Raw genomic sequence first — 24395 nt, 5'->3', positions numbered from 1 at the left:
TTATTCTGTCTCGCTGATTTCACCCGTCGCCAAAGCTTTGTAGCGACCTGTAAGTTCAGCTACGGCCACTTGGTAATCTGGTGTGACATAAGGTTTAAACAACAATAATACTTTAGTTAGGCCCTGATACAAAATTGGATTGTTAACCTCTGCCGCTTCTTCACTCGTTTTAATGTAACTGATCCAAAACGTAACTTGCTGCTTGATGATATTAGCGAAGTCATCAATATCGTTATTGTCGATATTTATTAAGCCGGCAACTTGCAAACTCACGATAAGGTGATGAATTTTTTCCATCATTTTATTATGGATTTTCAGGTATTGGGTTCTTAATTCTGGATCTCTTGCCATGATGACAGGGAGGTTATCGTACAAAAAATTGAAGTGATAAAGTGCGCTAAATACAGCGTCGAGATAATTGGTTAATATCTTCATTGCGTCTTGGCTAGGCTTTACCGGCTCAAAAGACGTCTGCATGTGGTCTGCGTATTTAGTGAATATATGTCGGATAATTTCTTCTTTGTTACGGAAGTGATAGTACAAATTACCAGGACTGATGTTCAGATGTGAAGCTATATGGTTTGTTGTAACGTTGCGTTCACCTTGAGCATTAAATAACTCAATACTCGCTTCTATAATGCGATCTTTTGTCTTCATATCCAATCTCTGTTATCAGCCAAAAAATTGACCAAATACCACTCCGTATCAATGTTTAATTCCGATGCTATTTTTAGTCACGCTTAAAAAGCGATTATAAAATGAGCCTAATCGAGCCATTCTCTATCTTACGCAAGTTTAGATCAATAGCTCTATTAACATTTCTTTATATCATATTTGTAATAGATTTTTCACGCTTACCTGCTTTATTTGTTTGTCATGATGAAAGTTTTCGCGGTGATTTCGAGTATGTTGCGATAATGTAATTCTGCTATAGTTCGTAAAATATTAAATCAGACGTGCTGGTTATCACTGTCACAAACGCAAATTTGCGTTAGTTTCAAGGATGTTAGTGGCGTTTAACTCTTTGAAGATTTGCTCCTATGAATGAAATGAAAAAACGCGTAATAGCGATTTACCCGGGCACATTTGATCCGTTAACAAACGGCCACATCGATTTAGTAAATCGAGCAAAAGACCTTTTTGATCATGTTGTTGTTGCCATAGCGAAGAGCGACAGAAAAAATCCCCTGTTTTCATTAGATGATCGAGTTGCGTTGGCACAGGCGTCATTAGCTGGTATCGATAAAGTGTCAGTGGAAGGTTTCTCTGGATTATTGGCTGAGTTTGCGGTGCAAAAGCAAGCAACGGTTTTACTTCGTGGAGTGAGAACAGTTGCTGACTTTGAATATGAATCGCAATTAGCCGAGATTAATCGCTCGCTTAATGTTGGACTTGAAAGTGTTTTGTTAACCCCAAGAGGTGAATTGGCCCATATATCTTCTACGATCGTGAGAGATGTTGCAGCCCATGGCGGCGATGCCAGTAAGTTTGTTCATCCAAGTGTTGCTCAAGCACTTAACTTAAAATTTCAAGCCAAGCTTTAATTAAAAGCGTTCACTTATAAGGAAGGTGTTATGAGTAAAGGTTTTACAACGGATACGGTACATCACGATAGATTACTTAACCCAGATAGTGGTGCGGTGCATTATCCCATTGTTAACTCTGTGTTGTTTGGTTACGACAACCCTCAAGATTTAGTTGATATTTTCCAGGGGAAACAAGCAGGTCATGCATACGCTAGACAGTCGACACCGACCACAGATGCCCTGCAATCCCTAATTACTCAGATGGAAGGTGGCACTTCATCGTTAGTTTTTGCGTCGGGTATGGCGGCAATTAGCACATTATTTTTTACGTTACTAAAAGCCGGCGACCATGTGGTAGCAAGTCGCTTTCTATTTGGTAATACTCCTAGTTTATTAAATACTTTTAAACGATTTGGGATTGAGGCAACACTAGTTGATGTCACCGACGTTGCACTCGTAGAAGCCGCAATTAAAGACAATACCAAATTTGTTTTTACCGAAACGATTGCGAATCCTGTAACGCAAATAGCTGACCTGTCTGCGATTGGCGCACTCTGCAAAAAACGCAACATACCGTTTGTGGTCGACAACACAATGACACCAAGTTACTTGTTTAAAGCCAAAGAGGTCGGTGCGAGTTTAATCACATGTTCGCTAACAAAGTATGTCAGTGGCCACGGTACCGTGACGGCTGGGGCAGTGATTGAAACCGGGCAATATAATTGGCAGGATTTTAGTAACATCTTGGACTCTTTTCGACACCTCAAATCTGAAGCTCAAGTGATGACTCAAATTAAGAAAAAAGGGTTAAGGGATTTTGGAGCATGCTTGTCATCTGACAGTGCTCAAATGATCGCTGTTGGCGCTGAAACCATGGCATTGCGTATGGACCGAGCGTGTTCTAATGCGTTGGCTTTGGCCGAATATTTGGCACAACATCCTAAAATAGCAAAGGTTTATTACCCCGGGTTAGCGGGGCATCCTCAACATGAGTTAGCTAAAAAGCATTTTAAACATTTTGGCGCAATTGTGAGCTTCGACCCAGTAGCGGATATTGATCCGGTCAAACTTTTATCCGAGTTAACCACTGTTATTTCAGCCACCCATTTAGGTGATAACCGAACGTTAGCGTTGCCAGTCGCTCAGACGATATTCTGGGAGATGGGTATAGAAAATAGACAACGTGCAGGGATCAGCGAAAACATGATTAGAATGTCAGTTGGCATTGAAGATGAAAAAGACTTAATTGCTGATTTTTCAAATGCGTTAACAAATTGCTAATGAGGATGTGCTTGAAATACTTGTCCTACGGCCTACTAGTAGTACTGTTGAATTTTTGCGGGCTAATCGCCTCAAGTGGCGTACAAGCCGTTCCGCTTTGGGATAATAAAGCGGATAATGGCGATGACTATTTGGTTGGTACCATTCATGTGGGTGATATTCGCCTACGTGATTTGCCCATTGAGATTAAAAAAGCAATTGATCAGGTCGAAGTTATTGTTGTTGAGTTTGATCCAAGTTCCACATCGACCTACCAGCGAGAGTTTCTAATGGCGAAGTTAGGCATGTTGCCCGCTGATGAATCTCTGCAAACTGTATTGTCGTCTCCGGTATACCGCAAACTCGCTAAGGTCCTTCTTGAATTCAACGTTGATATTAATACAGTAGAACAATTTAGGCCGTGGTTTTTGTCATTGATGTTGGTGCAACTGACTTATGAAATGCAGGGCTTAAACGCCGACCGTGGCGTTGATGTACAGATAGTCAACTATGCGCGTCGACAGGGCAAAAAAATCATTGGATTAGAAACGTTCGAGCAACAGCTAAGAATGTTTGACGATTTGTTTAAACGATATCCTAATATCAATCAGGACGATTTGATTTTAGATACCATTGATGAAATCGAAACCAATGTCGATTTACCAATCCAAATGATGGATGCCTGGATTGCTGGTGACATGGCGGCATTTGAAGAAATATATAGCCATACGCTTAATAAATCCGAATTCGATAAGGCCGCTGAACAAGTGCTTTTAGTGGAACGAAATCACAACTGGGTTCCGCAATTAAACCAATTATTAGCAAATAATTCTGTAATGGTGGCTGTAGGTTCGTTACATTTTGCTGGACCGAACAGTGTTAAAAAGCTTTTAAAATCAAAGTTTTCAATGTACAAACAAGATCCTAAAAACATTATTCCCTAATAAAGTTGCGTATTGCTTGTTCATTTGTAACAAACTTTGACTATACTGAAGGGCGTGGCTCATTTTTAGTGAAAACAAAAATGTGTAGTAGGGCTATTAAAAGGAATACGATCAAATATGATGATATTATCCATAACTCTGTTAAATCGATTGACATAATTGCTGTTTAACATGAAGCCTCAAGTCACCTTGCCTAATAACAAAAAAAATCATTGGCACTTAACATTACTTTTGCTGCAAGCGAATACGTTTGCTTGTTCGTATATATTTGCATTTAAACAACAATTTTTAAGGAAGTTTCTATGAAAAAACATCCGACGCTTTCCCGTATCGCTATTGCGTGTCTAATGACCTGTTCAGCAGGTGTTTTAGCTGCCAATCCGACGTATACACCGGGAGCCCTGTCGACATTAGGTAAAGTGAGTCACCCAGGTACCATTTTATCTTCTACGATTAATCCAGCAGCCGGCGAGTTATTAGTTGGAATGGACGAAAAAGTACGTATGGGCTTTATGAGTTCACTTGGCTATCGCCTTGAACTCGGTCCAATTGACAACTTTTTAGACCAAGCCGATGATTTAGCCGATGCACTAGAGGATGAAGATTTATCCCTTAATGATGCATTAGAACTGAAAGACGACTTTGATGCCTTATTACCAGAGTTTGGTCAAAGTGGTCGTTTAACTCAACAAGCCGGATTCTCTATTCCCCTTATGCCTTTCGCATTCAGAAGTGAAACACTTAACGGTGTTATTACATTTGATATTTCTGCTGGTGGCATGTTAGATGCTCGATTCTTAGATGATCCAATTCAAATTGAAGTTGCCAGTGAGCAAATCAATCTGTTGACCTCAAGTTCGTTTTATATCAAAAGTGCCGCAGCATTAACGGCATCTGTTGGTTATAGCCGCAACGTTTGGGAATCGGAAATGGGCGACTATAATGTTTACGCCGGTGCAACTGCAAATTTACATGTGATTGGCCTAAACAAACAGCTGATTGCATTGCAAAATTTAATCGACGATGAAGATGTTGGTACTGCAATTGAAGACGAATTTAGCAGCAATACAGGTTCAACAACTGAAGTCGGATTTGATTTAGGCGTGTTATGGACGGCACCAAACGCACAAATCGGTTTGACGATTTTAAATGCGAATGAACCAGAATTTGCTTATGGCGATATTGGTCAAAACTGTTTGGAATTAGACACCGTCTCATTGCAATCAAATTGTTTTATTGCGCAACAAGTTTTCTCTGATGAAATTGCCTTAAGTGAAACGGCAACATTAAGTGCTAAAACAATTGTTGAAGGTGCTATTTATACAGAGAGCCGAAACTGGTTAATTTCAGCAGCTGCAGAACTAAATTCAACTTACGACTTAATTGGTCGTGAGTCACAGTACGTTTCTGTTTCTGCAAGTTATTCGTCTGACGGTTACATATTACCTAGCTTGCGCTTTGGCGCGGCAAAAAACCTAGTTGGGACTGAATTGACAACGGTCAGTGGCGGTACAACTTTGCTAGGTATGATCAATATTGATTTGACCATGAGTTTAGAAACCATTGAAGTTGACGGAAGTGAAATTCCTCGAGTATTTGGTTTCAACATTGGTATCGAAGAGAAGTTTTAGGAGTTCGACTATGAGTATCAAGACAAAAAATATGAAAAAATTGTTTTTAGCAACCTGTGTTACAACAGCGTTGGTTGGACTTCAAGCGTGTAATGCAGATGACCCAGATGTTGGTGATTCTTCTGCTAAATCAGCTTTTGGTGGCCGTTTAATTGATGGTTATCTTGCTGGCGCAACTATCTATATTGATCTAAACAGAAATAATCGACGCAATGCTGGCGAACCTTATGCGATTACCGATAAGGATGGTTATTTTTCTGAATCTAAAGAAGGTGTGAATTATTGCCGCGAAGGCGCTCCAGAAAATGAATCACGTCATTGCTTGAATTCAGTTTTAGCTGACTCCGACGTTCTTATCCGTACTTATGGCGGCTTTGACGTTGCAACAGGCGAACCTTTTACAGGGAGTCTTTCTCGAGAAGTGAAGGTTTCAACAACAGGTGTTGTGAACAATAGCGTTGTATCTCCACTAACAACGGCGTTAGCCGCAGCAGAAGACAAAGAAAAACTGTTAGCTGATTTAGGCATTACAGAATCTGACTTAGACGTCGATTTTTTAAGTGAAGACGAGTTCTCTTCTGCGTTAACAGGTAAAGCGCTAGGGTTGCATAAAGTCGCGACCGCATTTTCTGAAGTTGTTGATAGTGTTTACACTGAGTTTGGTGAAGATTCAGATTTACCAAGTAACAGTTATGAACTTGTTTACAAAGGTTTAGTTAACAATGCTCCGGCGGATGGTGTTTGGACTGAAGCTGATCTATTTGCAGCGTTTGAGGCGGCAGAGCAAACTGCCATCGACCTTTATGTTGGCGCGGGCCTTTCTAATGCAGCGGTTGCTCCAGAAGACATAGTTGCAGCAGTAAATGGAGCAAAAGTCATACTGGGTGTTATTGGCACATCGTTTTCGAGCGAAACCACGTTTGATAACTTAAATCAAAACCTACTTGGTGTTGAGCTTGTTACCACTAAAATCGTTTATGAAAAAGCAGAATCGGACGAAGTGGATACGATTGTTAATGAACTTGGTGATCCTGGTTCAAACTTGAATCAAACCTTGTCTAATGTAAATGCCGATTTCCAAGGTTTAGCTAAGACTAAAATTGATGATTCAACTGACTATGATTCGTTGGTTGTTGTCGATCCTCAAAACTTAGGGGACCCAATCGACAAGCAGTTATCAATTAACTATGAAGATGAAGACGCCAGTGGCGCATTCCATATCTTCTTCAAAGGTACTGAAGGCAGTTCTTCTGGTACCTTAGTTACATGTTTAACTTATACCACAACTGACCAGTCAGAACTTGATGATTCAGATTTTGATCTTGAAGACGTTAATACTGCCGGCAATTGGTTTAACATTGATGCAAAAAGCATGGTTGTTACTCTAACGTTTGGTGGTGGTAACTATGATGTTGTATTGGCAAGTAAAGGCTTAGACGCCGAACAGCGCCAAAAATACAGCTTTAGTTACGGCGGTGAAAACGTGAGTTGGTATAGTAACAATGGTTTAATCGCCAACGACGATACTAACGCATTGCCTGTGCCAGTCTCTAATGATGACTGTTCTGCAACTCTGGGAGATTAATCCGGGGGCTTCACACGATTTAATGTCAGTGTGAAATAAAAAAGCCGCAATTTCTTATAAGAGATTGCGGCTTTTTAGTATCCAAAATTTAGAACCAATAAAATGGCTAAAACAGAACTGGTATTCAGGCTATTCTTTTAATGCGCAAGTCAAAAACGCAGCAACAATTTCATTGGTCTTTTTATTGTTGTGACAACATACGCCCAGTTCAAAAGGTTCCGGATTTACGTTAGGTTTTAACACCGATATTTTACTTTTCACTGGACTTGCATCAATAACCAATTGCGGTGCTATGCTCACGCCACACCCTAGGGCGACCATGCTCACTAGGGCTTCATGCCCAGAAACGCTGGCATAAATATTTGGCTTAATGTTCATAGATTTTAGCCATTTTTCAAACTTAAACCGAATTGGTCCAGACTCTGGCATGACAAAAGGTAACGACTGCCAGTCAATGTCTTCAGATTGTATTGCGATGGCTAAATCACTGTTCGTGTTTGGGCCTATGATTTTAAGTGGTACTTCCTGCAAGGATTGAAAAAAGTACTTACTTGATTGCCCATCACGCAATGCAGCAATTGCAATATCGACGTGACCATCGTCAATTAACGTCAGTGTTTGTGCCGCATCACCTGTTATTATCTTTAAATCGACATGTGGGTGAGCTTCAGAAAATCGTTCAATTAACGTTGGTAAAAACTCATATGCTGCGGTCACAGTACAAAATATTCTTAACGTCCCGGTTAATTGCTCACTTTTTTGTTTTAGACTTTGCTGCAAGTGATGCCAATTTGCCAATGTCGTCGCGGCAAATTCACGGGTTTTAAATCCGGCGTTAGTGAGTTCGACTTTTCGGTTGTCACGAATGAATAAAGCCTCACCAATTTCCTGTTCAAGCCTTTGGATCATGCGACTTAAGGTCGACGGACTCAAAAACATTGCATCAGCTGTAGTGGCAAAATGTTTACTCTGACAAAGATGTAAAAACGCGTTTAATTCTTTTAAATCCATAATATTGTTCTAACTTATATAGCATTTCATTAATCGCAATGATTGGTTGAGTATATATCAATTTACGCAATAATGAATTAATCCTATAGTCACTTCCATCAAAAAAACTCACTTTAGTGTGAGTAAAGTAGCTAAATATATAGGAAACCCCATGGCTAATTACTTTAATACCTTACCTTTACGCGAGCAACTGGCTCAATTAGGCGTATGTCGTTTTATGGATCGCAGTGAGTTCAGTGCTGGATGTGACGCTCTTAAAGGTAAAAAGATTGTCATCGTGGGCTGTGGCGCTCAAGGTCTAAACCAAGGTTTGAACATGCGTGACTCTGGTCTTGACGTTTCTTATACGCTACGCCAAGCTGCAATCGACGAAAAACGTGAATCATTTGTACGTGCAAGCGACAATGGCTTTACAGTTGGAACTTACGAAGAACTTATTCCTACTGCTGATTTAGTTTATAACTTAACGCCAGATAAACAGCATTCAGCTGTTGTTGACGCGATTATGCCTCTTATGAAGCAAGGTGCGACTTTAGGTTACTCTCACGGTTTTAACATCGTTGAAGAAGGCAAACAAATTCGCGAAGACCTAACTGTTGTTATGTGTGCGCCTAAATGCCCAGGTACTGAAGTACGTGAAGAATACAAACGTGGTTTTGGTGTTCCAACACTAATCGCGGTTCATGCTGCAAACGATCCTGAAGGCAAAGGCTGGGATATCGCTAAAGCGTTAGCATCAGCAACTGGCGGCGACCGCGCTGGTGTACTTGAGTCTTCTTTTGTAGCAGAAGTTAAATCTGACCTAATGGGTGAGCAAACTATTCTATGTGGTATGCAACAAGCAGCTGCAGTTGTTGCTTACGAAAAAATGGTTGCTGAAGGCATGGACGCAGGATATGCGGCTAACCTAATTCAATTTGGTTTAGAAGTGATCACCGAAGCAATGAAGATTGGTGGTGTATCGCACATGATGGACCGTCTAACAAACCCTGCTAAATTAAAAGCATGTGAACTTGCTGACGAATTCACTACATTATTCCGCCCATTGTTTGAAAAACATCAAGACGACATCATCAGCGGCGAGTTCTCACGCACTATGATGGCAGACTGGGACAATGGTGACGCAAACTTATTAAAATGGCGTGAAGAAACGGGCCAGACTGGTTTTGAAAAAGCACCTAAAGTTGACCACAACATCACTGAGCAAGAGTTCTTTGATAAAGGCATCTTCTTAGTTGCCTGTATTAAAGCTGGCGTAGAAATCGCGTTTGACGTAATGGTTGAAGCAGGTATCTTACCTGAATCAGCTTACTACGAGTCATTACACGAGACGCCGTTAATCTCAAATACAATTGCTCGTAAACGTCTATACGAAATGAACGTTGTAATCTCAGACACTGCAGAGTACGGAAACTACTTGTTCGCGAACGCGGCAATTCCAATGTTCCGTGAGCACGTTATGCCTAACTTAAGCCTAGAATTAATGGGTAAAGGTTTGGATATCGCGGACAATAAAGTAGACAACGTAACGTTAGCAAAAGTTAACGACGCTATGCGTAATCACCCAGTTGAAAAAATTGGTAAAGAATTACGTGGTTATATGACTGACATGAAACAAATCCAAACTGTATAACTTTTATATATTGGATTGCGTTAGACTTATAATTAAATGAACTAAGTGTTGTTGGCGATTTATTTGACATATAGAGCTGTAAATCGTAAAAACTAATGACACTTATTTCATTGTTCGAATCTTCGAGCAGCGAACGTAACAAAAGAATATTAGAGACATGAAATTTAATTTAGTTATTCTCATTATTAACGTCGTCGTGGTCATTTTACCGCGTCGGGGTTTGTTATGAGCGTAAATTAAATATCTCATATTAGACCCCGGCTTAATGTTCGGGGTTTTTTGTTACTAAAGCCTTGAACTAAACCGGATTAACCCTCGTCAGAGAAACGGTAGGAAACAAGATGAAAACAGGTGCAGATTTAATCATAGACACCCTATACGATTTAGGGGCGACTGAAGTATTTGGATATCCAGGTGGTACCATTATGCCGGTCTATGACGCACTCTTCCGCAGTCTCGAACGTGGTTCTCCCGTTAAACACTATTTATGCCGACATGAACAAGGCGCTGGTTTTGCCGCAGTGGGTTTTGCACGTAGTACCGGAAAAACCGGTGTATGCATTGCAACCTCAGGTCCAGGCGCAACGAATCTAATTACCGCTTTAGCCGATGCAAAATTAGACTCAGTTCCTGTAGTGGCAATTACCGGACAGGTTCCTCGTCCACTAATGGGCACTAATGCATTCCAAGAAGTTGATGTTTTTGGCCTTTCGGTAGCAAGTTGTAAACATAGCTTCCAAGTTATGGATCAATCTGAATTAGAAGATACGATTCGCCAAGCCTTTATAATTGCAAATGAAGGACGTCCAGGTCCCGTGTTAATCGACATCCCAAAAGATGTTCAGATGAACACTATCGTTAAGCAACGTTCATTAGTGTTACCTAGACAACCTGAACAGACAGCTCGTTCTGAACAGTTTGAACAAGCTAAGCAACTTATCTTAAAAGCTCAGAAACCAATATTCTATATCGGTGGTGGGGTTGACTTAGCGGGTGTAACAGACGAATTGAATCAAGTGTTACGTACGACTCAGTTGCCAGCCGTTTCTACACTAAAAGGTTTAGGCTCTGTTGAACCTGAATATGCTTACTCATTGGGAATGCTAGGAATGCACGGGAATGCGGGTGCCAACTTAGCGGTACAAGATTGTGATTTACTAATCGCATTGGGCGCGCGTTTTGATGACCGGGTGACAGGTCGCTTAGCGAGTTTTGCTCCAAATGCAAAAGTTTTGCATATCGACATCGACAATTCAGAAATAAATAAATTACGCCAGGTAGAATTGGCCATCAATTGTAACCTCAAAACGGCTATGTCGTTATTACATAAAGAGCTTACTGTTTTAAGCGCCGAGCAACAACAGTCTTGGCAGTCGTGGCGTGATACATGTACGCAGTTGGCTGAAGACCATCAATGGCGTTACGATTTCCCGCATGATGGGATTTACGCGCCGTCGTTACTTAAGCAATTAAGCGATAAATTAACACCTGCCTCAGTTGTTACTTGTGATGTTGGTCAGCACCAAATGTGGGTGGCACAACATATGAGCTTCGCGAGTACTAAAAACCACTTAAGTTCTGGTGGAGCTGGTACAATGGGCTTTGGCTTACCTGCAGCGGTAGGCGCAAAAGTCGCTCGTCCAAACGACCAAGTTATTGCGGTATGTGGCGATGGCTCGATAATGATGAATATTCAAGAATTAGGTACCATCAAGCGTTTTAACCTTGGGGTAAAAGTTTTACTTATCGACAATGCTAAATTGGGCATGGTTAAACAATGGCAAGAATTGTTTTTTGACCAACGTTTAAGTGAAACTGATCTGTCGGATAATCCAGAATTTGTCATGTTGGCAAAAGCATTTGATATTCCAGGTCAAACAATTACAAAACAAAGTGAAGTCGCCGGAGCGTTAGAGACGTTAGTCCAGCATGATGGCCCATACTTTTTGCATGTCAAAATTGATGCAGGCGACAATGTATGGCCATTAGTACCGCCTGGCGCGGCCAACCAAGATATGATAGATCACAGTCAACAAACGAGTTAACAGGAGAATATTATGACCATGTCAAATCACAACACACCCGTAGCTCATATCAGTTTGGTCTGTGTTCAGTCTAGTTTGTTATTAGAGCGTTTGTTACAAACATTAAGATATCGCGGTTTTAATGTCGTTAGCATGGCTTCAAATGATTTAAGTGCCAATGAGACTGAAGTCCACTTAGTCGTGAAGGGTCAAGGAAAGCTGACAACTTTACAAAAAAGCTTTGAAGCTTTGATTGAGGTTCAACAGTGTTATTTAACTGCAGATCAGGCAAAATTGGCGTCTTTATTAGAATTCGGGCTATCTACAAAGTTTAGCCCTGCAAAAACCACCCAACCGGGCTCTTATGCCGCGGAAGGCGCATAGAGGAAACAACAATGGCATTGTCATCATCAGCTGAAAAAATTTGGTTCAACGGTAAACTTATTCCTTTTGCAGACGCAAAAGTACACGTATTAAGTCACGCTATTCATTATGGTTCTTCTGTATTTGAAGGTGTTCGTGCATACGATACGCCAGATAAAGGCACATGTATCTTCCGTTTAGAAGATCACACACGTCGTTTATTTGATTCAGCAAAAATTTATCGCATGACGATTCCTCATACGATGGAAGAGCTTAATCAAGCACAAAAAGACGTTGTTGTTCAAAATGGTTTTAAATCGGCTTACCTACGCCCAGCGGCATTTTATGGTGAGATTGGCCTCGGTTTAGCGGTTCCTTTTAACACTGAAGCAGACGTCATTGTTGCGGCAATGGAATGGGGCGCTTACTTAGGTGAAGAAGCACTTGAAAATGGCGTTGACGCTGGCGTTTCAAGCTGGAATCGTCTTGCCGCGAATACTATGCCTACTGGTGCAAAAGCCGGTGGTAATTATTTATCTTCACAGCTAATTTCGATGGAAGCTCGTCGCCATGGCTACGGTGAAGGTATTGCGTTAGATGTGCATGGATATGTATCTGAAGGCGCTGGTGAAAACCTATTTGTTATACGTGACGGTGTTGTAACAACAACGCCAATTACAGCAGCAATTTTGCCAGGTCTGACTCGCGACACGATCATCAAGCTTTTAAAAGAGCTGGGTTATGTCGTCCGCGAACAAAATATTCCACGTGAAGCATTATACCTAGCTGATGAAGTATTGATGTGTGGTACTGCTGCGGAAGTTACGCCAGTACGCAGTGTTGACGGTATCGAAGTCGGCAGTGGTAAACGTGGACCGATTACAAAACAAATTCAAGAAGCTTTTTTTGGTTTGTTTAATGGTACAACAGAAGATAAGTGGGGCTGGTTAACACCAGTTAAATAATAGCGAATTGCTCTGCAGTTTCGGTCGAAACAAATGTCGACCGATACCATGTGGATAATTAGCCGTTACACGTCTTTAGAAAGATAGCTAAAAGCTTCTGTTGTTTTTGATTGAATTGTTCAATGCAAAAAGCGCAGAAGCTTTTTGCGTTTTAAGAAATAGATAAAAGGAAAATACACATGCCTAAGTTACGCTCGGCAACATCCACTCAAGGTCGCAATATGGCAGGTGCTCGTGCGTTATGGCGCGCGACGGGGATGACAGATGGTGATTTTGGTAAACCTATCATTGCAGTTGTTAATTCGTTCACTCAGTTTGTACCTGGCCACGTGCATTTAAAAGATATGGGGCAGCTTGTCGCCGGTGCAATCGAAGAAGCTGGTGGTGTCGCAAAAGAATTTAATACTATCGCAGTCGATGATGGTATCGCGATGGGTCATAGCGGTATGTTATATAGCTTGCCGTCACGTGACTTAATAGCTGACTCTGTTGAATACATGGTTAACGCCCATTGCGCTGACGCTATGGTGTGTATTTCCAACTGTGACAAAATTACTCCGGGTATGTTAATGGCGGCCATGCGCATAAACATACCAGTTATTTTTGTTTCTGGCGGACCAATGGAAGCGGGTAAAACGAAGCTTTCAGATCAAATTATCAAACTGGATTTAGTTGACGCTATGATCCAAGGGGCTGATCCAAAAGTGTCTAACGACCAGTCGGATCAAGTAGAACGTTCTGCTTGCCCTACGTGTGGTTCATGTTCTGGTATGTTCACCGCAAACTCAATGAACTGTCTAGCCGAAGCGCTTGGTTTAGCGTTACCGGGTAATGGTTCTATGTTGGCAACACACGCTGATCGTGAACAATTATTCTTAAAAGCAGGTAAACAAATTGTTGAGTTAACGAAACGTTATTATCAAGATGACGATGAGTCTGCATTACCGCGTAATATCGCTAACAAAGATTCATTTTCTAATGCGATGTGTTTAGATATTGCGATGGGTGGTTCAACAAATACTATTTTGCATCTTTTAGCTACGGCGCAGGAAGCGGGTGTTGATTACACTATGGAAGATATGGATAAATTGTCTCGTATTGTGCCGCAGCTATGTAAAGTCGCGCCGTCTACACCTGAGTATCATATGGAAGACGTCCATCGCGCCGGTGGTGTTATTGCCATTTTAGGTGAGTTATCACGTGCAGGTTTGCTAAAAACAGACGTACCAAATGTTTTAGGAACTTCGCTTGCTGACGTTATTTCAAAATATGATATTAAAATCACTGACGATGAAGACGTTAAAAAATTCTATCGCGCCGGTCCAGCGGGTATCCGTACCACAAAAGCGTTTAGCCAAGATTGTCGTTGGGATACATTAGACGAAGACCGCGAAAATGGCTGTATTCGCAGTATTGAAAACGCCTTTTCTACAGAAGGTGGGTTAGCGGTTCTTTCTGGTAATATCGCGGTGGATGGTTGTGTAGTAAAAACTGCCGGCGTAGCTGATGAGAATTTAGTATTTACCGGTCCTGCGCATATTTTTGAAAGCCAAGACGAAGCGGTTGCCGGCATCTTAGAAGGTAAAGTTGTGGCTGGTGAAGTCGTCGTAATACGTTACGAAGGCCCTAAAGGCGGTCCAGGTATGCAGGAAATGTTGTACCCTACGACTTATTTGAAATCGATGGGCTTAGGTAAAGCGTGTGCATTATTAACGGATGGTCGTTTTTCTGGAGGCACATCTGGTTTATCAATTGGTCACGTATCACCTGAAGCTGGAAGTGGTGGTGTCATTGGACTCGTTGAACAAGGCGATATTATTCATATCGATATTCCTACCCGAGAAATTACCCTAAAAGTATCTGATGCAGAACTTGAAGCTCGTCGTACAGCGATGGAAGCCAAAGGCAAGGGCGCTTGGAAACCAGTTAATCGTGTTCGTCCAATTAGTTATGCACTGAAAAATTACGCAATGTTGGCAACAAGTGCTGATAAAGGCGCGGTACGTAATAGAGAGTTATTGGATAACTATTAATAATTCAAAACAATTAATTTACATTAGCGAGAAAAATGATGTCACCTACAGACCAACTAAATAAACTGAAAATCGCACAGGGTTACGTACGTGATATTTTGTTGGCACCAATTTATGACATAGCTGTGCAAACGAGTGTTGACCGATTAAGCATACTGTCTACTCGTCTAGAGAATTCAGTATTTGTTAAGCGGGAAGATGAACAACCCGTACATTCATTTAAGTTACGTGGCGCATTTAACAAACTTGTTGGTCTATCAAAAGAAAAACAAGCATTAGGTGTTGTGGCGGCCTCAGCTGGTAATCATGCCCAAGGACTTGCCTTATCAGCAAAGACCTTGGGTGTTGTGGCGACTATTGTAATGCCGGAAACGACACCGGACATTAAGGTCAATGCGGTTCGTAGCCACGGTGCGAACGTTGTTCTTAAGGGGAAAAGCTTTGATGAAGCGAATAATTTCGCCTTAACACTAGCCTCGGACAAAGGCTTGAGTTATATCCACCCGTTTGACGATAAAGAAGTCATTGTGGGTCAAGGTACGGTTGCAAAGGAATTGTTACAGCAAATCCGTGACTTGGATGTGGTTTTTATTCCGGTTGGTGGCGGCGGTCTATTGGCTGGTATGGCGGTGTACATCAAGCAGCTCAAACCTGAGATCAAAGTTATTGGGGTTGAGCCAGAAGGGGCGGCCTGTTTAAAAGCGGCACTAGAAGCGGGTAAACCTGTTGATTTAGGTCAAGTGGATTTATTTGCAGATGGCGTTGCAGTGAAATTAATTGGAACGCATACCTTTGAGCTTGCTCAGCAGTACTGTGACGAAGTGGTTACCGTAAATTCAGACGAAATATGTGCAGCGATTAAAGACTTGTTTGATGACGTACGAGCGGTTGCAGAACCTGCCGGTGCGTTAAGTTTGGCGGGCCTTAAAAAGTACGTTAAAACGACAGGCATAAAAGGCAAACGACTCAGTTGTATATTGTCTGGAGCAAATCTCAATTTTGACAAATTACGTTATGTTGCCGAACGCACCGAGCTTGGCGAGAAAAAAGAAGCGGTACTTGCGGTGACCATACCTGAACGTAAAGGCGCGTTTATAGAATTCTGTGACGCGTTGGGCGGTAAAGCGATTACTGAATTTAACTATCGATATCATGATACCAGCTCAGCTGAGATTTTTGTCGGTGTTAAAATGTCAGATATGAGTACAGATTTACCTGTGTTAATTCAGAGCTTAATTAATAAGGATTATCAGGTTGTCGATCTCACTGATAATGAGTTAGCCAAACTCCATATCCGTCATATGGTGGGTGGCAAGCCAACTCAAAAAATCAATGAAAAGATTTATAGTTTCGAGTTTCCAGAATACCCAGGAGCCTTGTCGAAATTCCTAACAATGTTAGGTCAAAAGTGGAATATCACTATGTTCCATTATCGCAACCATGGTGCGGCTTTTGGTCAAGTTTTAGCAGGGTTTGAAGCTTTAGAAGATGATGCTGCTGAGTTGCAAGGGCATTTAGATGCTGTTGGGTTTAATTGGAAAGATGAATCAGATAATCCAAGCATAAAACTGTTTTTGAAAAACAAATAGTGGGTGCCTTTTAGAATTACCTATTAGAATAAAAAGGGATGTTCGCATCCCATTTTATTTGCCAAATACACTTACGTTACCCTAGCTACCCGATAAAATATCGACCCCAAAAGAATAAACCCTAAAGTATACAACCAAGATTGTAGGCTCGCCTGCGCTATCAACCAAACACAAACCAAAATACCGCTACTGGATATCAGAAAAATAACCCATTGTGACAATGGCAGTTGCATCTTTTTATGTAGTTTGGGTACGGCAAGTACGCACACTAAATAACCTATCAGTCGAGCCAGAGAGCTAAAAATTGCCAACCAAACAAAGCCTTTTGTAATGGCTAAAATCATGGCAAACCCCGCTAGAAAGTAAATTGAATTTATGGGGGTTAAATATCGTTTATGGGTCGACAGAAACCACTGGGGTAACTGATTGTTTTCAGCTAATGCGTAGGTCATTCTGGGTGCGGCTAACATTAAGGCAAGTAAATTACCAAAAATAGAAACTATTGCCGTGAACGCAATAACAAGACCAAATGACGTTATGCCTAAAGATTCGGTTATCACATTGGCACTTGTAACAAGTGGCGCATTGGTCGCGATGGGGGTTGGTAACGTACTGACGACAATTGCCTGAATAAAAAAATACAACACAGTTGTGGCGATGAGGGTAAGCAGCAACGCCTTTGGCATATCGGCTTTCGGGTTTTTTGCTTCTTTTGCCGGAATTATCGCACCTTCAAATCCGATAAAAGCGTAAACGAGTAATAACATTGACGTTGGAAATTGATCAAGTTGCGGCGGAGGTGCGGAAAACAATTGTTCGGCATTTATATAAGTGACGCCAAATAAAACAAAAAGCGCAATGGGTAGGAGTTTGGCCAAAGTGACTAGATAAATCGACGTCATGGCATTTTTGATACCAAGAATATTGATCGTTGCTAATAGGACAATGAGTAAACAAACTCCAATTGACGCAATTTCTGGTGTTTGTAATACGGGAAAATAAAGTGATAAATAAAGCACTAGAGCGTGTCCGTTGGCCGCAAGGGCACTGACACGACCTAAATATAATAGCCAGCCTGTTTGAAACCCAACAAAAGGACCAAAGGCTTTAGTGCTGTATAAAACAGGACCACCGGTTTGGTCGAAAGCACTAGATAAAATAGCAAAACAGGCAACTATCGGAAAAATAGCTATGCCACATAATAAGAACATCCATGGACTAAAGTAGGCCAGTTGATTGGCTGCCGCGGCGGGCAATGCAAAGATCCCGGCACCTATGAGGCCATTAATCGCAATCGCTGCGACACCTATCTTAGTTATGGATTGAGTTGAAAGTGTAGCCAATGAATGTTCCCGTTTTTAGCTAAACTAACAAACTAACTGTTTTAATTGCAATATTTCGCTGACATTGGTTATCAGCAAACTGTAAATAATCTTTTTCAGAAAAATAAAAGGCACTCGATGAGTGCCTTTTAATACAGGAATGAAACACGTTTAAAACTTAGCTATCACTTTAACGTCACCGGTTACTGATGCCGCGTCGATATAACCAATGATATTGGGATTCGAGCTTACGAGTCCGATAACTTCAGCGTCACTATTCAAAGCTTTAGGAGGTGTGCCTTTACCGGTAAAAACCAATTTTGACCAGTAGGCTTTTAATTGGCTACCGGATTTCTTAAGCACATTTTTATTAAACTCCTTGGTCTGTGCACTCGATTCACTCAAATTTATCGGAACAGCTTGGTCGCCACCGGGAAAGGATTTTAATTTCCCTAAGAACAATCTGGAGATCGCATTTGAGTCAAGTTCTGCATTATTAGATGGATGCACAATAACAGCTATTTCAGCGAAACTTGCGGTTGATGCAAGCAGAGCAAAACAAGCAATGGATAATTTTAATAATTTTTTCATGCTAATTACTCCTAAAAGACTAAGTCTAAACCGACAGACAAGACACTCGCATCAGAAGTTTGTCTCTCTCTTTTGGTATAATCAAACTTTAATGCGGCGGAAGGGTGGAAGTTATAACGAGCACCCACTGAAAAAACATCATTTTCTGTTTCTTGGCTTATTAATGTTGCTTGATACGCAGCTCGCACGTCTATTGGACCACCACCTAGGTTTAGGTCGGTGGGCAATCCGGCACTGTAGTCATCATCATTTTCATCTTTACGGTGTTCAAATGAGATATACGGAGTCCATTCATCAAACCGATAAGCAAAAGAAATGTAATATTGATTTTGTGTTGCGATAAGCGTGTCTTCAACTTCTACTCGGGTAAATTCTGAATCTATCAAGAAGTTTTCATAATCGATAGATACGCCTATTCCCAAAAAGGAACCATCATCTTCTTCAATTAAAAGGCCATTGGCTGCATCGGTTGCACCAATCGCCCCGAGCAATCCAACAAATTGGTTTAACTGCTGAGTTGGGTCCGGATCGTTAACAAAGCTTATTGAAGCATCTGCCTGCATATAAACGGCCCTAGCGGTCAACCAATAGTTGCCAACCGTCCAGTTAATACCATACATATTACTAAGCTTTGCAGGGTCGTCATCACTTAAAACATTCACGCTGCCTTCAAAAGACCCAACAATTAATTGTAAGCTAGAATCCCACTCTCCCATCGTGCTGGTATAGAGCAAGCTTGCTCCGTCATAGGTAGAAAACGTTAAGTTATAAACACTTTTTGGTGGACGAACCCAAGTGTAGGCATAACCTACATCAAGATAGTCAGAATAACGATAAAATGGGATCCGCATTCGTCCAACACTTAATTGGGTAGAATCTGAAATTGCGTAACTAAAATACGCCCATTCAAATGTTGCATCATAGTCGTTTTCTCCACGAGCAATAATTTGAGATGTCGCTGAGAGTCCGTCACCTAAATCTGATGAGACTTGCAGTGCAAATAGACTTTCAGGCTTAAATGACAATGTATCATCGTAACCATATAAAGATTTGTCCTCGTCCATGGATGTACCTGCAACAATAGAAGCAAAGCCGTTAATTCGCACTTCTGCCTGACTGGATAGTGAACTTATCGCCAATGCAGTCGCCGTTATAAATTTTACAGTGTTATTCATTATTAGTTACCTAATGTTAATAGTTAGCTAATGGCCAACAGACAATCTATCTGTGCCTAATTAAGTCAAGACTACTATTTATTATTATTCAAGAAATTAGATCGAAATTGTTAAGTGGCTGTTATTTTTTAGGGCTATAGTTTAACTGGGAGTCAGTTCCATCTGGGTGATTAGGTATTTTCCTACTTGTTATATTAGTAAAATCTAATATAATGGTTGGTATAGTCTAAATTTATTATGCGTTAATGATATTTACTGTCATTAATGTGGATTTACAGAGCTGAGGTTTGCAATGAAAGTATTAACGTCGTTAGGGTTAGTTTGGATTTTATTAAGTCATTCGACATGGGCTACGGAGATCCAAACATCACTGGTCGCTGAGATAACGGTTCCTAATTTACAAATGGTGGATGGGTCCATTGAAGCAATTAATCAGTCAACAATTAAGGCATTAGTAAACGCTAAAGTCACTGCGATTCATGTTGACGTTGACGATTATGTTGCGGAAAACACCTTGCTTGTCGAATTAGATGATACTGAAATTCGAGCCAACTTAGCACAGGCTGTTGCCGGTGTTAACATAGCTGAAGCTGCATTAATTCAAGCACAATCAGAACTAAAGCGGTTGCAAGATCTAAAAGACAGCAGCTTTGTAAGTGAGAGTGCATTGACTGCAGCACAGGCCAACAAGGACAAAGCGTTTGGTCAATTACAGTTTTATCAAGCTCAAGTCGACGAATCAAACTTGAGATTGTCTTACACCAAAATCATTGCGCCTTATTCTGGAGTAGTTGTTGCTCGGCATATTGAAGCCGGTGAAACGGCATTAGTCGGTTCGCCATTGTTGACAGGTTTTTCTATCGACCAAAACCGAGTTGTTGCGCAAGTGCCACAGCGGTTAATTGAATACATTGAAGACAGTAAGCAAATTTGGGTTCAGCAAGCAAACAAGTCTTGGATAGCGCTTAGTGATCCTATAATTGCCCCGAGCGCCAACAAATATAACCATACTGTTTTGGTTCGCGCCAATATCAGTAAGCAAGAATTTTCGATGAGACCTGGTAGTTTTATCAAAGTTGGCGTGGATATCGGGCCAAAAAAAATGATCACGATTCCTTCCTCTTCTGTTGTTTATCAAGGGGATCTCGTAGCGGTGTTTGTTAAGCAGTCTAACGGCTTTACTCTTCGTCAAATAAGAGTTGGCAAAAATCATGATGGAAAACTAGAAGTGATTTCTGGATTAGTTACCGGCGATATTGTTGCAACAAATGGCTCATCTGCCTTGTCTGCGCCACTGCAGAAAACCAATTTGTCTGGTCAGTAGGAGGACAACATGAAAGACAAAATGGGCATTTCAGGCCGAGTTGCAAAATTAGCACAAAATAATCCAATAACACCTATCGTCGCATTGTTAATTGTGATCTTAGGGGTTGTGGCGATACTCATTACGCCAAAAGAAGAAGATCCTCAAATTGATGTCACTATGGTCGACGTTTATCTATCGGCACCCGGATACAGTGCGCGTGAAGTTGAAACGCTCATTTCTACAAAAGCTGAAAACGCGATGGCGCAGATCGCTGGTGTTGACCACGTATATAGCACATCTATGGCAGACAATGCTGTGATTACCGTACAATTTAAAGTCGGTATTAAACGCCAAGAAGCGTTGGTTAAGTCATGGAATCAAGTGATGACCGAGTTACATTGGCCTGCTTCACTTAATATTAATTCGCCAGTAGTAAGAGCCCGTGGCATAAATGACGTCCCGATTTTGTCATTAACCTTATTTAGTAATGATTTAACAACCAATCAAAATGACCTAGGGCATATTGCCAATACTGTCGCTCAAGTCTTGCAGCGTGTGCCAGGCAGTCGCAATATTAAAGTCAGTGGTGGTAGCTCGTCAGTCGTAAAAGTGGTTTTTGACCCGGTAAAAGCGGCGGGGCACCAAATAGATATATCTACGGTAATTGCGGCAATACAACAATTTTCTGGCCGTCAGGGATTGATCCCAATTCAGACAGACGCGAGACAAGTGCAGGTTGAGTTAGGTCAGCATTTTAATCATGTAGATGACGTCGCCGGTTTAGTGGTGAGTCAACTAGATGGTCATCTGGTATTACTTAAAGACATTGCATCGGTGAGTTTAACGGTTGGTAAACCCAATCAATATGTACAGTTTGGGTACGGTGGTGGTTCAACGGATGTTAACCAACTCAATACCGCGGTTAGCATTAGTATCGCCAAGCAAGAAGGTGAAAATGCAATAGATGTGGCCAATGCGGTCTTGCTCACAATAGAGGATTTAAAAGGTCGTATTATCCCAGACAGCGTTACAGTAAATGTGTCGCGAAATAGTGGCTTTACCGCACAGCAAAAAGCCAATAAGCTAATTCAAAAGCTATTATTTGCGACCTTAGCGGTGGTTGTTTTAGTCTTTTTAACCTTAGGGAAACGAGCTGCGTTAATTGTAGGCGTTGCGGTTGGTCTAACATTATTAATTACTTTATTTTCATCTTGGGTGTGGGGCTTTACACTTAATCGAATATCCCTGTTTGCTCTCATATTTTCTATCGGGATCTTAGTCGACGACGCCATTGTTGTTATTGAAAACATACATCGACGTCAACAATTGTTCCCCATGGAACCTTTAAAGGTGCTCATTCCAAAAGCCATTGACGAAGTCGGTAGCTCTACGATCTTAGCAACATTTACAGTTATGGCTGCGCTTATACCTATGGCGTTTGTGTCTGGTTTAATGGGCCCTTATATGAGTCCTATTCCAATTAATGCCAGTACAGGAATGTTGTTATCGCTTATTATCGCATTCACCATTACGCCTTGGCTCGCACTGCGTTGGTTTAAATCTGACGCGCCTAGTGACGATGCAATCCCAGATAGTGAAGAAACTTCGGAAGAACATAAAGCAAGCGGACATGAAGAACATGATCGAATTGGTTTATTCGCCTCCAACATTTTGTCGCTATTTGTTAGCCATAAACGCGCGTTGCGCAACCAATGGTTGCTATTTGTCGGCATAGTGAGCTTGATGTTTGTGGTGATGATTTTACCAGTCGGAGGCCAAGTATTATTAAAAATGTTGCCGTTTGACAACAAATCAAGTTTGTCCGTCGTTGTTGATATGCCGGAAGGCACAACGCTGGAAGATACCTTAAGTGCACTGCAACAACTGTCAGATCCATTAAGAAAGGCGCCAGTGGTGGTTGATTTTCAGTTATATGCCGGTGTGAACGCGCCTATCGATTTTAATGGTTTAGTGCGTCAATATTATCTTCGCCAACAACCGCATTTAGGTGAAATTAATATCAATATTCTTGATAAAGGCCAACGAGATTTGGGCAGTCATGATATTGCAAAATTATTGCGAACCACTTTGTTACCAATAGCGACAAAGCTTGGTGCAAATATTAAAATTGTTGAACAACCTTCTGGGCCTCCAACATTAGCCCCGTTGGTTGCTGAAGTTTACGGACCAGACGCAGAGCGTCGACGTGAAACGGCGACTAAGTTAGAACGAGTTTTAGCCAATACACCTGAAATTGTCGATACGGATACGAGTATTGCCGCACCGCATGTCAGATTAAAGATAGTAGTCGATAATTCTAAAGCTCAGTATTTTGGTATTACAAAACAGCAAATACAATCAGTACTAGGCCTTCTTCTAACAGAACAACCTGTGGCGTATTTGCATGACCAACCAGGGATTACGGCAATTCCAATTATTGTGTCAACGGGTGATAGTTATCAAACAGACCGCGATCGCTGGCTGAATACTAAAATTCAACTGCCAAATGGTGAAAGTGTTGTTATCGGTGAATTCATCGAGCTTGTCGAAGTGAACGACGAAGGCGCTATTTACCACAAAGATATGCGTCCCGTGATTTATGTTGTAGCGGATATGGCTGGAGAAACAGACAGCCCGCTTTACGGTATGTTTGCAGCGCAGGCAAACTTTGATGAGCAAAATGGTGAAACTAATTGGCTATACACCCAAGCACCACAGCAAGCCTATCGCGAAGCGATCAAGTGGGATGGTGAATGGAAAATTACCTATGAAACGTTTAGGGATATGGGAATCGCGTATTCTGTCGGTTTGGTACTTATATACTTGCTCATCGTCGCGCAGTTCAAAAATTATATGATGCCATTAATTATCATGGCACCCATTCCGCTAACAGTTATTGGTATTTTCCCAGGGCACTGGTTAATGGCGGCAAAATTTACAGCGCCATCAATGATCGGCATGATAGCCCTTGCTGGTATTATTGTTCGGAATTCTATTTTGCTGGTGGACTTTATTGAGTCTCAAATTGAACAGGGAGTGGCCCTGCAACAAGCGGTAATTATGTCAGCTCAAATGCGCGCACGACCAATTATATTAACCGCACTTGCGGCGATGATTGGTGCAACGTTTATCGTATCGGATCCGATTTTTAAAGGGTTAGCTGTATCATTGATTTTTGGTATCGCTGTATCGTCGATATTAACGTTAATCGTTATTCCGGTTGCCTATTACCGAAATGCGTTAAAAAAACACGCCGTTTAAGACCGCAAACTATCAAACGCTCAATATATGAATGATGAGCGAGATTCATGGACTACAGAGGGAAGTTACTCGTGCTTCCCTCTGTTTATTCTCATGCAGTTATCCCAATCCTCACCTTTTGCAAAAAAAATTAAATAAATTAAAACTATCTGCAAACTTGCATCGACTATTAAGAT

At 41.3% G+C, this 24395-nt stretch carries 18 protein-coding genes; 13 read left to right on the top strand and 5 right to left on the bottom strand.

Annotated features, from left to right (window positions below; all coding sequences use genetic code 11):
• On the bottom strand, positions 1-657 hold the full coding sequence (locus tag Q4575_RS05755) for a TetR/AcrR family transcriptional regulator (RefSeq protein ID WP_215964577.1): 657 nt from the start codon (positions 655-657) through the stop codon (positions 1-3).
• 392 nt (positions 658-1049) lie between these two features.
• Here Q4575_RS05755 and coaD point away from each other — a divergent pair, with 392 nt between their 5' ends.
• The 5 genes from coaD to Q4575_RS05730 all read left to right on the top strand — a co-directional run bounded on the left by coaD (position 1050) and on the right by Q4575_RS05730 (position 6946).
• Positions 1050-1544, top strand: a complete 495-nt coding sequence (coaD, locus tag Q4575_RS05750; protein WP_303521841.1) for a pantetheine-phosphate adenylyltransferase — start codon at positions 1050-1052, stop codon at positions 1542-1544.
• Positions 1545-1574: 30 nt separating this feature from the next.
• On the top strand, positions 1575-2807 hold the full coding sequence (locus tag Q4575_RS05745) for a cystathionine gamma-synthase family protein (protein ID WP_303521674.1): 1233 nt from the start codon (positions 1575-1577) through the stop codon (positions 2805-2807).
• Between the two features lie 47 nt (positions 2808-2854).
• Complete coding sequence (locus tag Q4575_RS05740) at positions 2855-3730, top strand: TraB/GumN family protein (protein ID WP_303521673.1); 876 nt, start codon at positions 2855-2857, stop codon at positions 3728-3730.
• Between the two features lie 302 nt (positions 3731-4032).
• Positions 4033-5361: a conjugal transfer protein TraF gene (gene traF / locus Q4575_RS05735; RefSeq protein WP_303521672.1), complete on the top strand. Its 1329-nt coding sequence runs from the start codon at positions 4033-4035 to the stop codon at positions 5359-5361.
• A gap of 10 nt (positions 5362-5371) precedes the next feature.
• A complete protein-coding gene (locus Q4575_RS05730) occupies positions 5372-6946 on the top strand; it encodes a hypothetical protein (RefSeq protein ID WP_303521671.1) in 1575 nt (524 codons plus the stop codon).
• Positions 6947-7075: 129 nt separating this feature from the next.
• Here the strand turns inward: Q4575_RS05730 and ilvY are convergent, their stop codons facing one another.
• Positions 7076-7957 carry an HTH-type transcriptional activator IlvY gene (ilvY, locus tag Q4575_RS05725; protein WP_215964582.1) on the bottom strand — a complete coding sequence of 294 codons (882 nt, stop codon included), beginning with the start codon at positions 7955-7957 and terminating at the stop codon, positions 7076-7078.
• A gap of 151 nt (positions 7958-8108) precedes the next feature.
• Between ilvY and ilvC the strand changes: the two genes are divergently transcribed.
• The 6 genes from ilvC to ilvA all read left to right on the top strand — a co-directional run bounded on the left by ilvC (position 8109) and on the right by ilvA (position 16564).
• Entirely contained in the window at positions 8109-9590 is a 1482-nt protein-coding gene (gene ilvC, locus Q4575_RS05720; protein ID WP_303521670.1) for a ketol-acid reductoisomerase, read from the top strand.
• A gap of 341 nt (positions 9591-9931) precedes the next feature.
• The gene (gene ilvG / locus Q4575_RS05715; RefSeq protein WP_303521669.1) at positions 9932-11635 is read left to right on the top strand and encodes an acetolactate synthase 2 catalytic subunit; all 1704 of its coding nucleotides are present in this window, start codon (positions 9932-9934) and stop codon (positions 11633-11635) included.
• Between the two features lie 12 nt (positions 11636-11647).
• The gene (locus Q4575_RS05710) at positions 11648-11998 is read left to right on the top strand and encodes an ACT domain-containing protein (protein ID WP_215964585.1); all 351 of its coding nucleotides are present in this window, start codon (positions 11648-11650) and stop codon (positions 11996-11998) included.
• 11 nt (positions 11999-12009) lie between these two features.
• Positions 12010-12942: a branched-chain amino acid transaminase gene (locus Q4575_RS05705; RefSeq protein ID WP_215964586.1), complete on the top strand. Its 933-nt coding sequence runs from the start codon at positions 12010-12012 to the stop codon at positions 12940-12942.
• A gap of 179 nt (positions 12943-13121) precedes the next feature.
• A complete protein-coding gene (gene ilvD, locus Q4575_RS05700; RefSeq protein ID WP_303521667.1) occupies positions 13122-14975 on the top strand; it encodes a dihydroxy-acid dehydratase in 1854 nt (617 codons plus the stop codon).
• Positions 14976-15010: 35 nt separating this feature from the next.
• Positions 15011-16564: a threonine ammonia-lyase, biosynthetic gene (ilvA, locus tag Q4575_RS05695; RefSeq protein ID WP_303521666.1), complete on the top strand. Its 1554-nt coding sequence runs from the start codon at positions 15011-15013 to the stop codon at positions 16562-16564.
• A 71-nt stretch (positions 16565-16635) separates the two neighbouring features.
• Here the strand turns inward: ilvA and Q4575_RS05690 are convergent, their stop codons facing one another.
• The 3 genes from Q4575_RS05690 to Q4575_RS05680 form a co-directional block, all read right to left on the bottom strand.
• Complete coding sequence (locus Q4575_RS05690; RefSeq protein ID WP_303521665.1) at positions 16636-17907, bottom strand: APC family permease; 1272 nt, start codon at positions 17905-17907, stop codon at positions 16636-16638.
• A gap of 150 nt (positions 17908-18057) precedes the next feature.
• The gene (locus Q4575_RS05685) at positions 18058-18477 is read right to left on the bottom strand and encodes a phosphate ABC transporter substrate-binding protein (protein ID WP_215964589.1); all 420 of its coding nucleotides are present in this window, start codon (positions 18475-18477) and stop codon (positions 18058-18060) included.
• A gap of 11 nt (positions 18478-18488) precedes the next feature.
• A complete protein-coding gene (locus tag Q4575_RS05680; RefSeq protein WP_303521664.1) occupies positions 18489-19652 on the bottom strand; it encodes a porin in 1164 nt (387 codons plus the stop codon).
• 292 nt (positions 19653-19944) lie between these two features.
• On the opposite strand from Q4575_RS05680, the gene Q4575_RS05675 reads away from it, so the two are divergent.
• The gene (locus Q4575_RS05675; RefSeq protein WP_215964591.1) at positions 19945-20976 is read left to right on the top strand and encodes an efflux RND transporter periplasmic adaptor subunit; all 1032 of its coding nucleotides are present in this window, start codon (positions 19945-19947) and stop codon (positions 20974-20976) included.
• 9 nt (positions 20977-20985) lie between these two features.
• Positions 20986-24219 carry an efflux RND transporter permease subunit gene (locus tag Q4575_RS05670; protein ID WP_303521663.1) on the top strand — a complete coding sequence of 1078 codons (3234 nt, stop codon included), beginning with the start codon at positions 20986-20988 and terminating at the stop codon, positions 24217-24219.
• Positions 24220-24395 lie beyond the last annotated feature (176 nt).

The sequence above is a fragment of the Psychrosphaera sp. 1_MG-2023 genome (assembly GCF_030548245.1).
GTDB lineage: Bacteria > Pseudomonadota > Gammaproteobacteria > Enterobacterales > Alteromonadaceae > Psychrosphaera > Psychrosphaera algicola.
This window is presented reverse-complemented; position numbering and strand designations above follow the sequence as displayed.

Bases quoted from the DNA above. Each gene is read 5' to 3' on its own strand.
- Q4575_RS05755 (WP_215964577.1), bottom strand. From the start codon at position 657: ATGAAGACAAAAGATCGCATTATAGAAGCGAGTATTGAGTTATTTAAT.
- coaD (WP_303521841.1), top strand. From the start codon at position 1,050: ATGAAAAAACGCGTAATAGCGATTTACCCGGGCACATTTGATCCGTTA.
- Q4575_RS05745 (WP_303521674.1), top strand. From the start codon at position 1,575: ATGAGTAAAGGTTTTACAACGGATACGGTACATCACGATAGATTACTT.
- traF (WP_303521672.1), top strand. From the start codon at position 4,033: ATGAAAAAACATCCGACGCTTTCCCGTATCGCTATTGCGTGTCTAATG.
- Q4575_RS05730 (WP_303521671.1), top strand. From the start codon at position 5,372: ATGAGTATCAAGACAAAAAATATGAAAAAATTGTTTTTAGCAACCTGT.
- ilvY (WP_215964582.1), bottom strand. From the start codon at position 7,957: ATGGATTTAAAAGAATTAAACGCGTTTTTACATCTTTGTCAGAGTAAA.
- ilvC (WP_303521670.1), top strand. From the start codon at position 8,109: ATGGCTAATTACTTTAATACCTTACCTTTACGCGAGCAACTGGCTCAA.
- ilvG (WP_303521669.1), top strand. From the start codon at position 9,932: ATGAAAACAGGTGCAGATTTAATCATAGACACCCTATACGATTTAGGG.
- Q4575_RS05710 (WP_215964585.1), top strand. From the start codon at position 11,648: ATGACCATGTCAAATCACAACACACCCGTAGCTCATATCAGTTTGGTC.
- Q4575_RS05705 (WP_215964586.1), top strand. From the start codon at position 12,010: ATGGCATTGTCATCATCAGCTGAAAAAATTTGGTTCAACGGTAAACTT.
- ilvD (WP_303521667.1), top strand. From the start codon at position 13,122: ATGCCTAAGTTACGCTCGGCAACATCCACTCAAGGTCGCAATATGGCA.
- ilvA (WP_303521666.1), top strand. From the start codon at position 15,011: ATGATGTCACCTACAGACCAACTAAATAAACTGAAAATCGCACAGGGT.
- Q4575_RS05685 (WP_215964589.1), bottom strand. From the start codon at position 18,477: ATGAAAAAATTATTAAAATTATCCATTGCTTGTTTTGCTCTGCTTGCA.
- Q4575_RS05680 (WP_303521664.1), bottom strand. From the start codon at position 19,652: ATGAATAACACTGTAAAATTTATAACGGCGACTGCATTGGCGATAAGT.
- Q4575_RS05675 (WP_215964591.1), top strand. From the start codon at position 19,945: ATGAAAGTATTAACGTCGTTAGGGTTAGTTTGGATTTTATTAAGTCAT.
- Q4575_RS05670 (WP_303521663.1), top strand. From the start codon at position 20,986: ATGAAAGACAAAATGGGCATTTCAGGCCGAGTTGCAAAATTAGCACAA.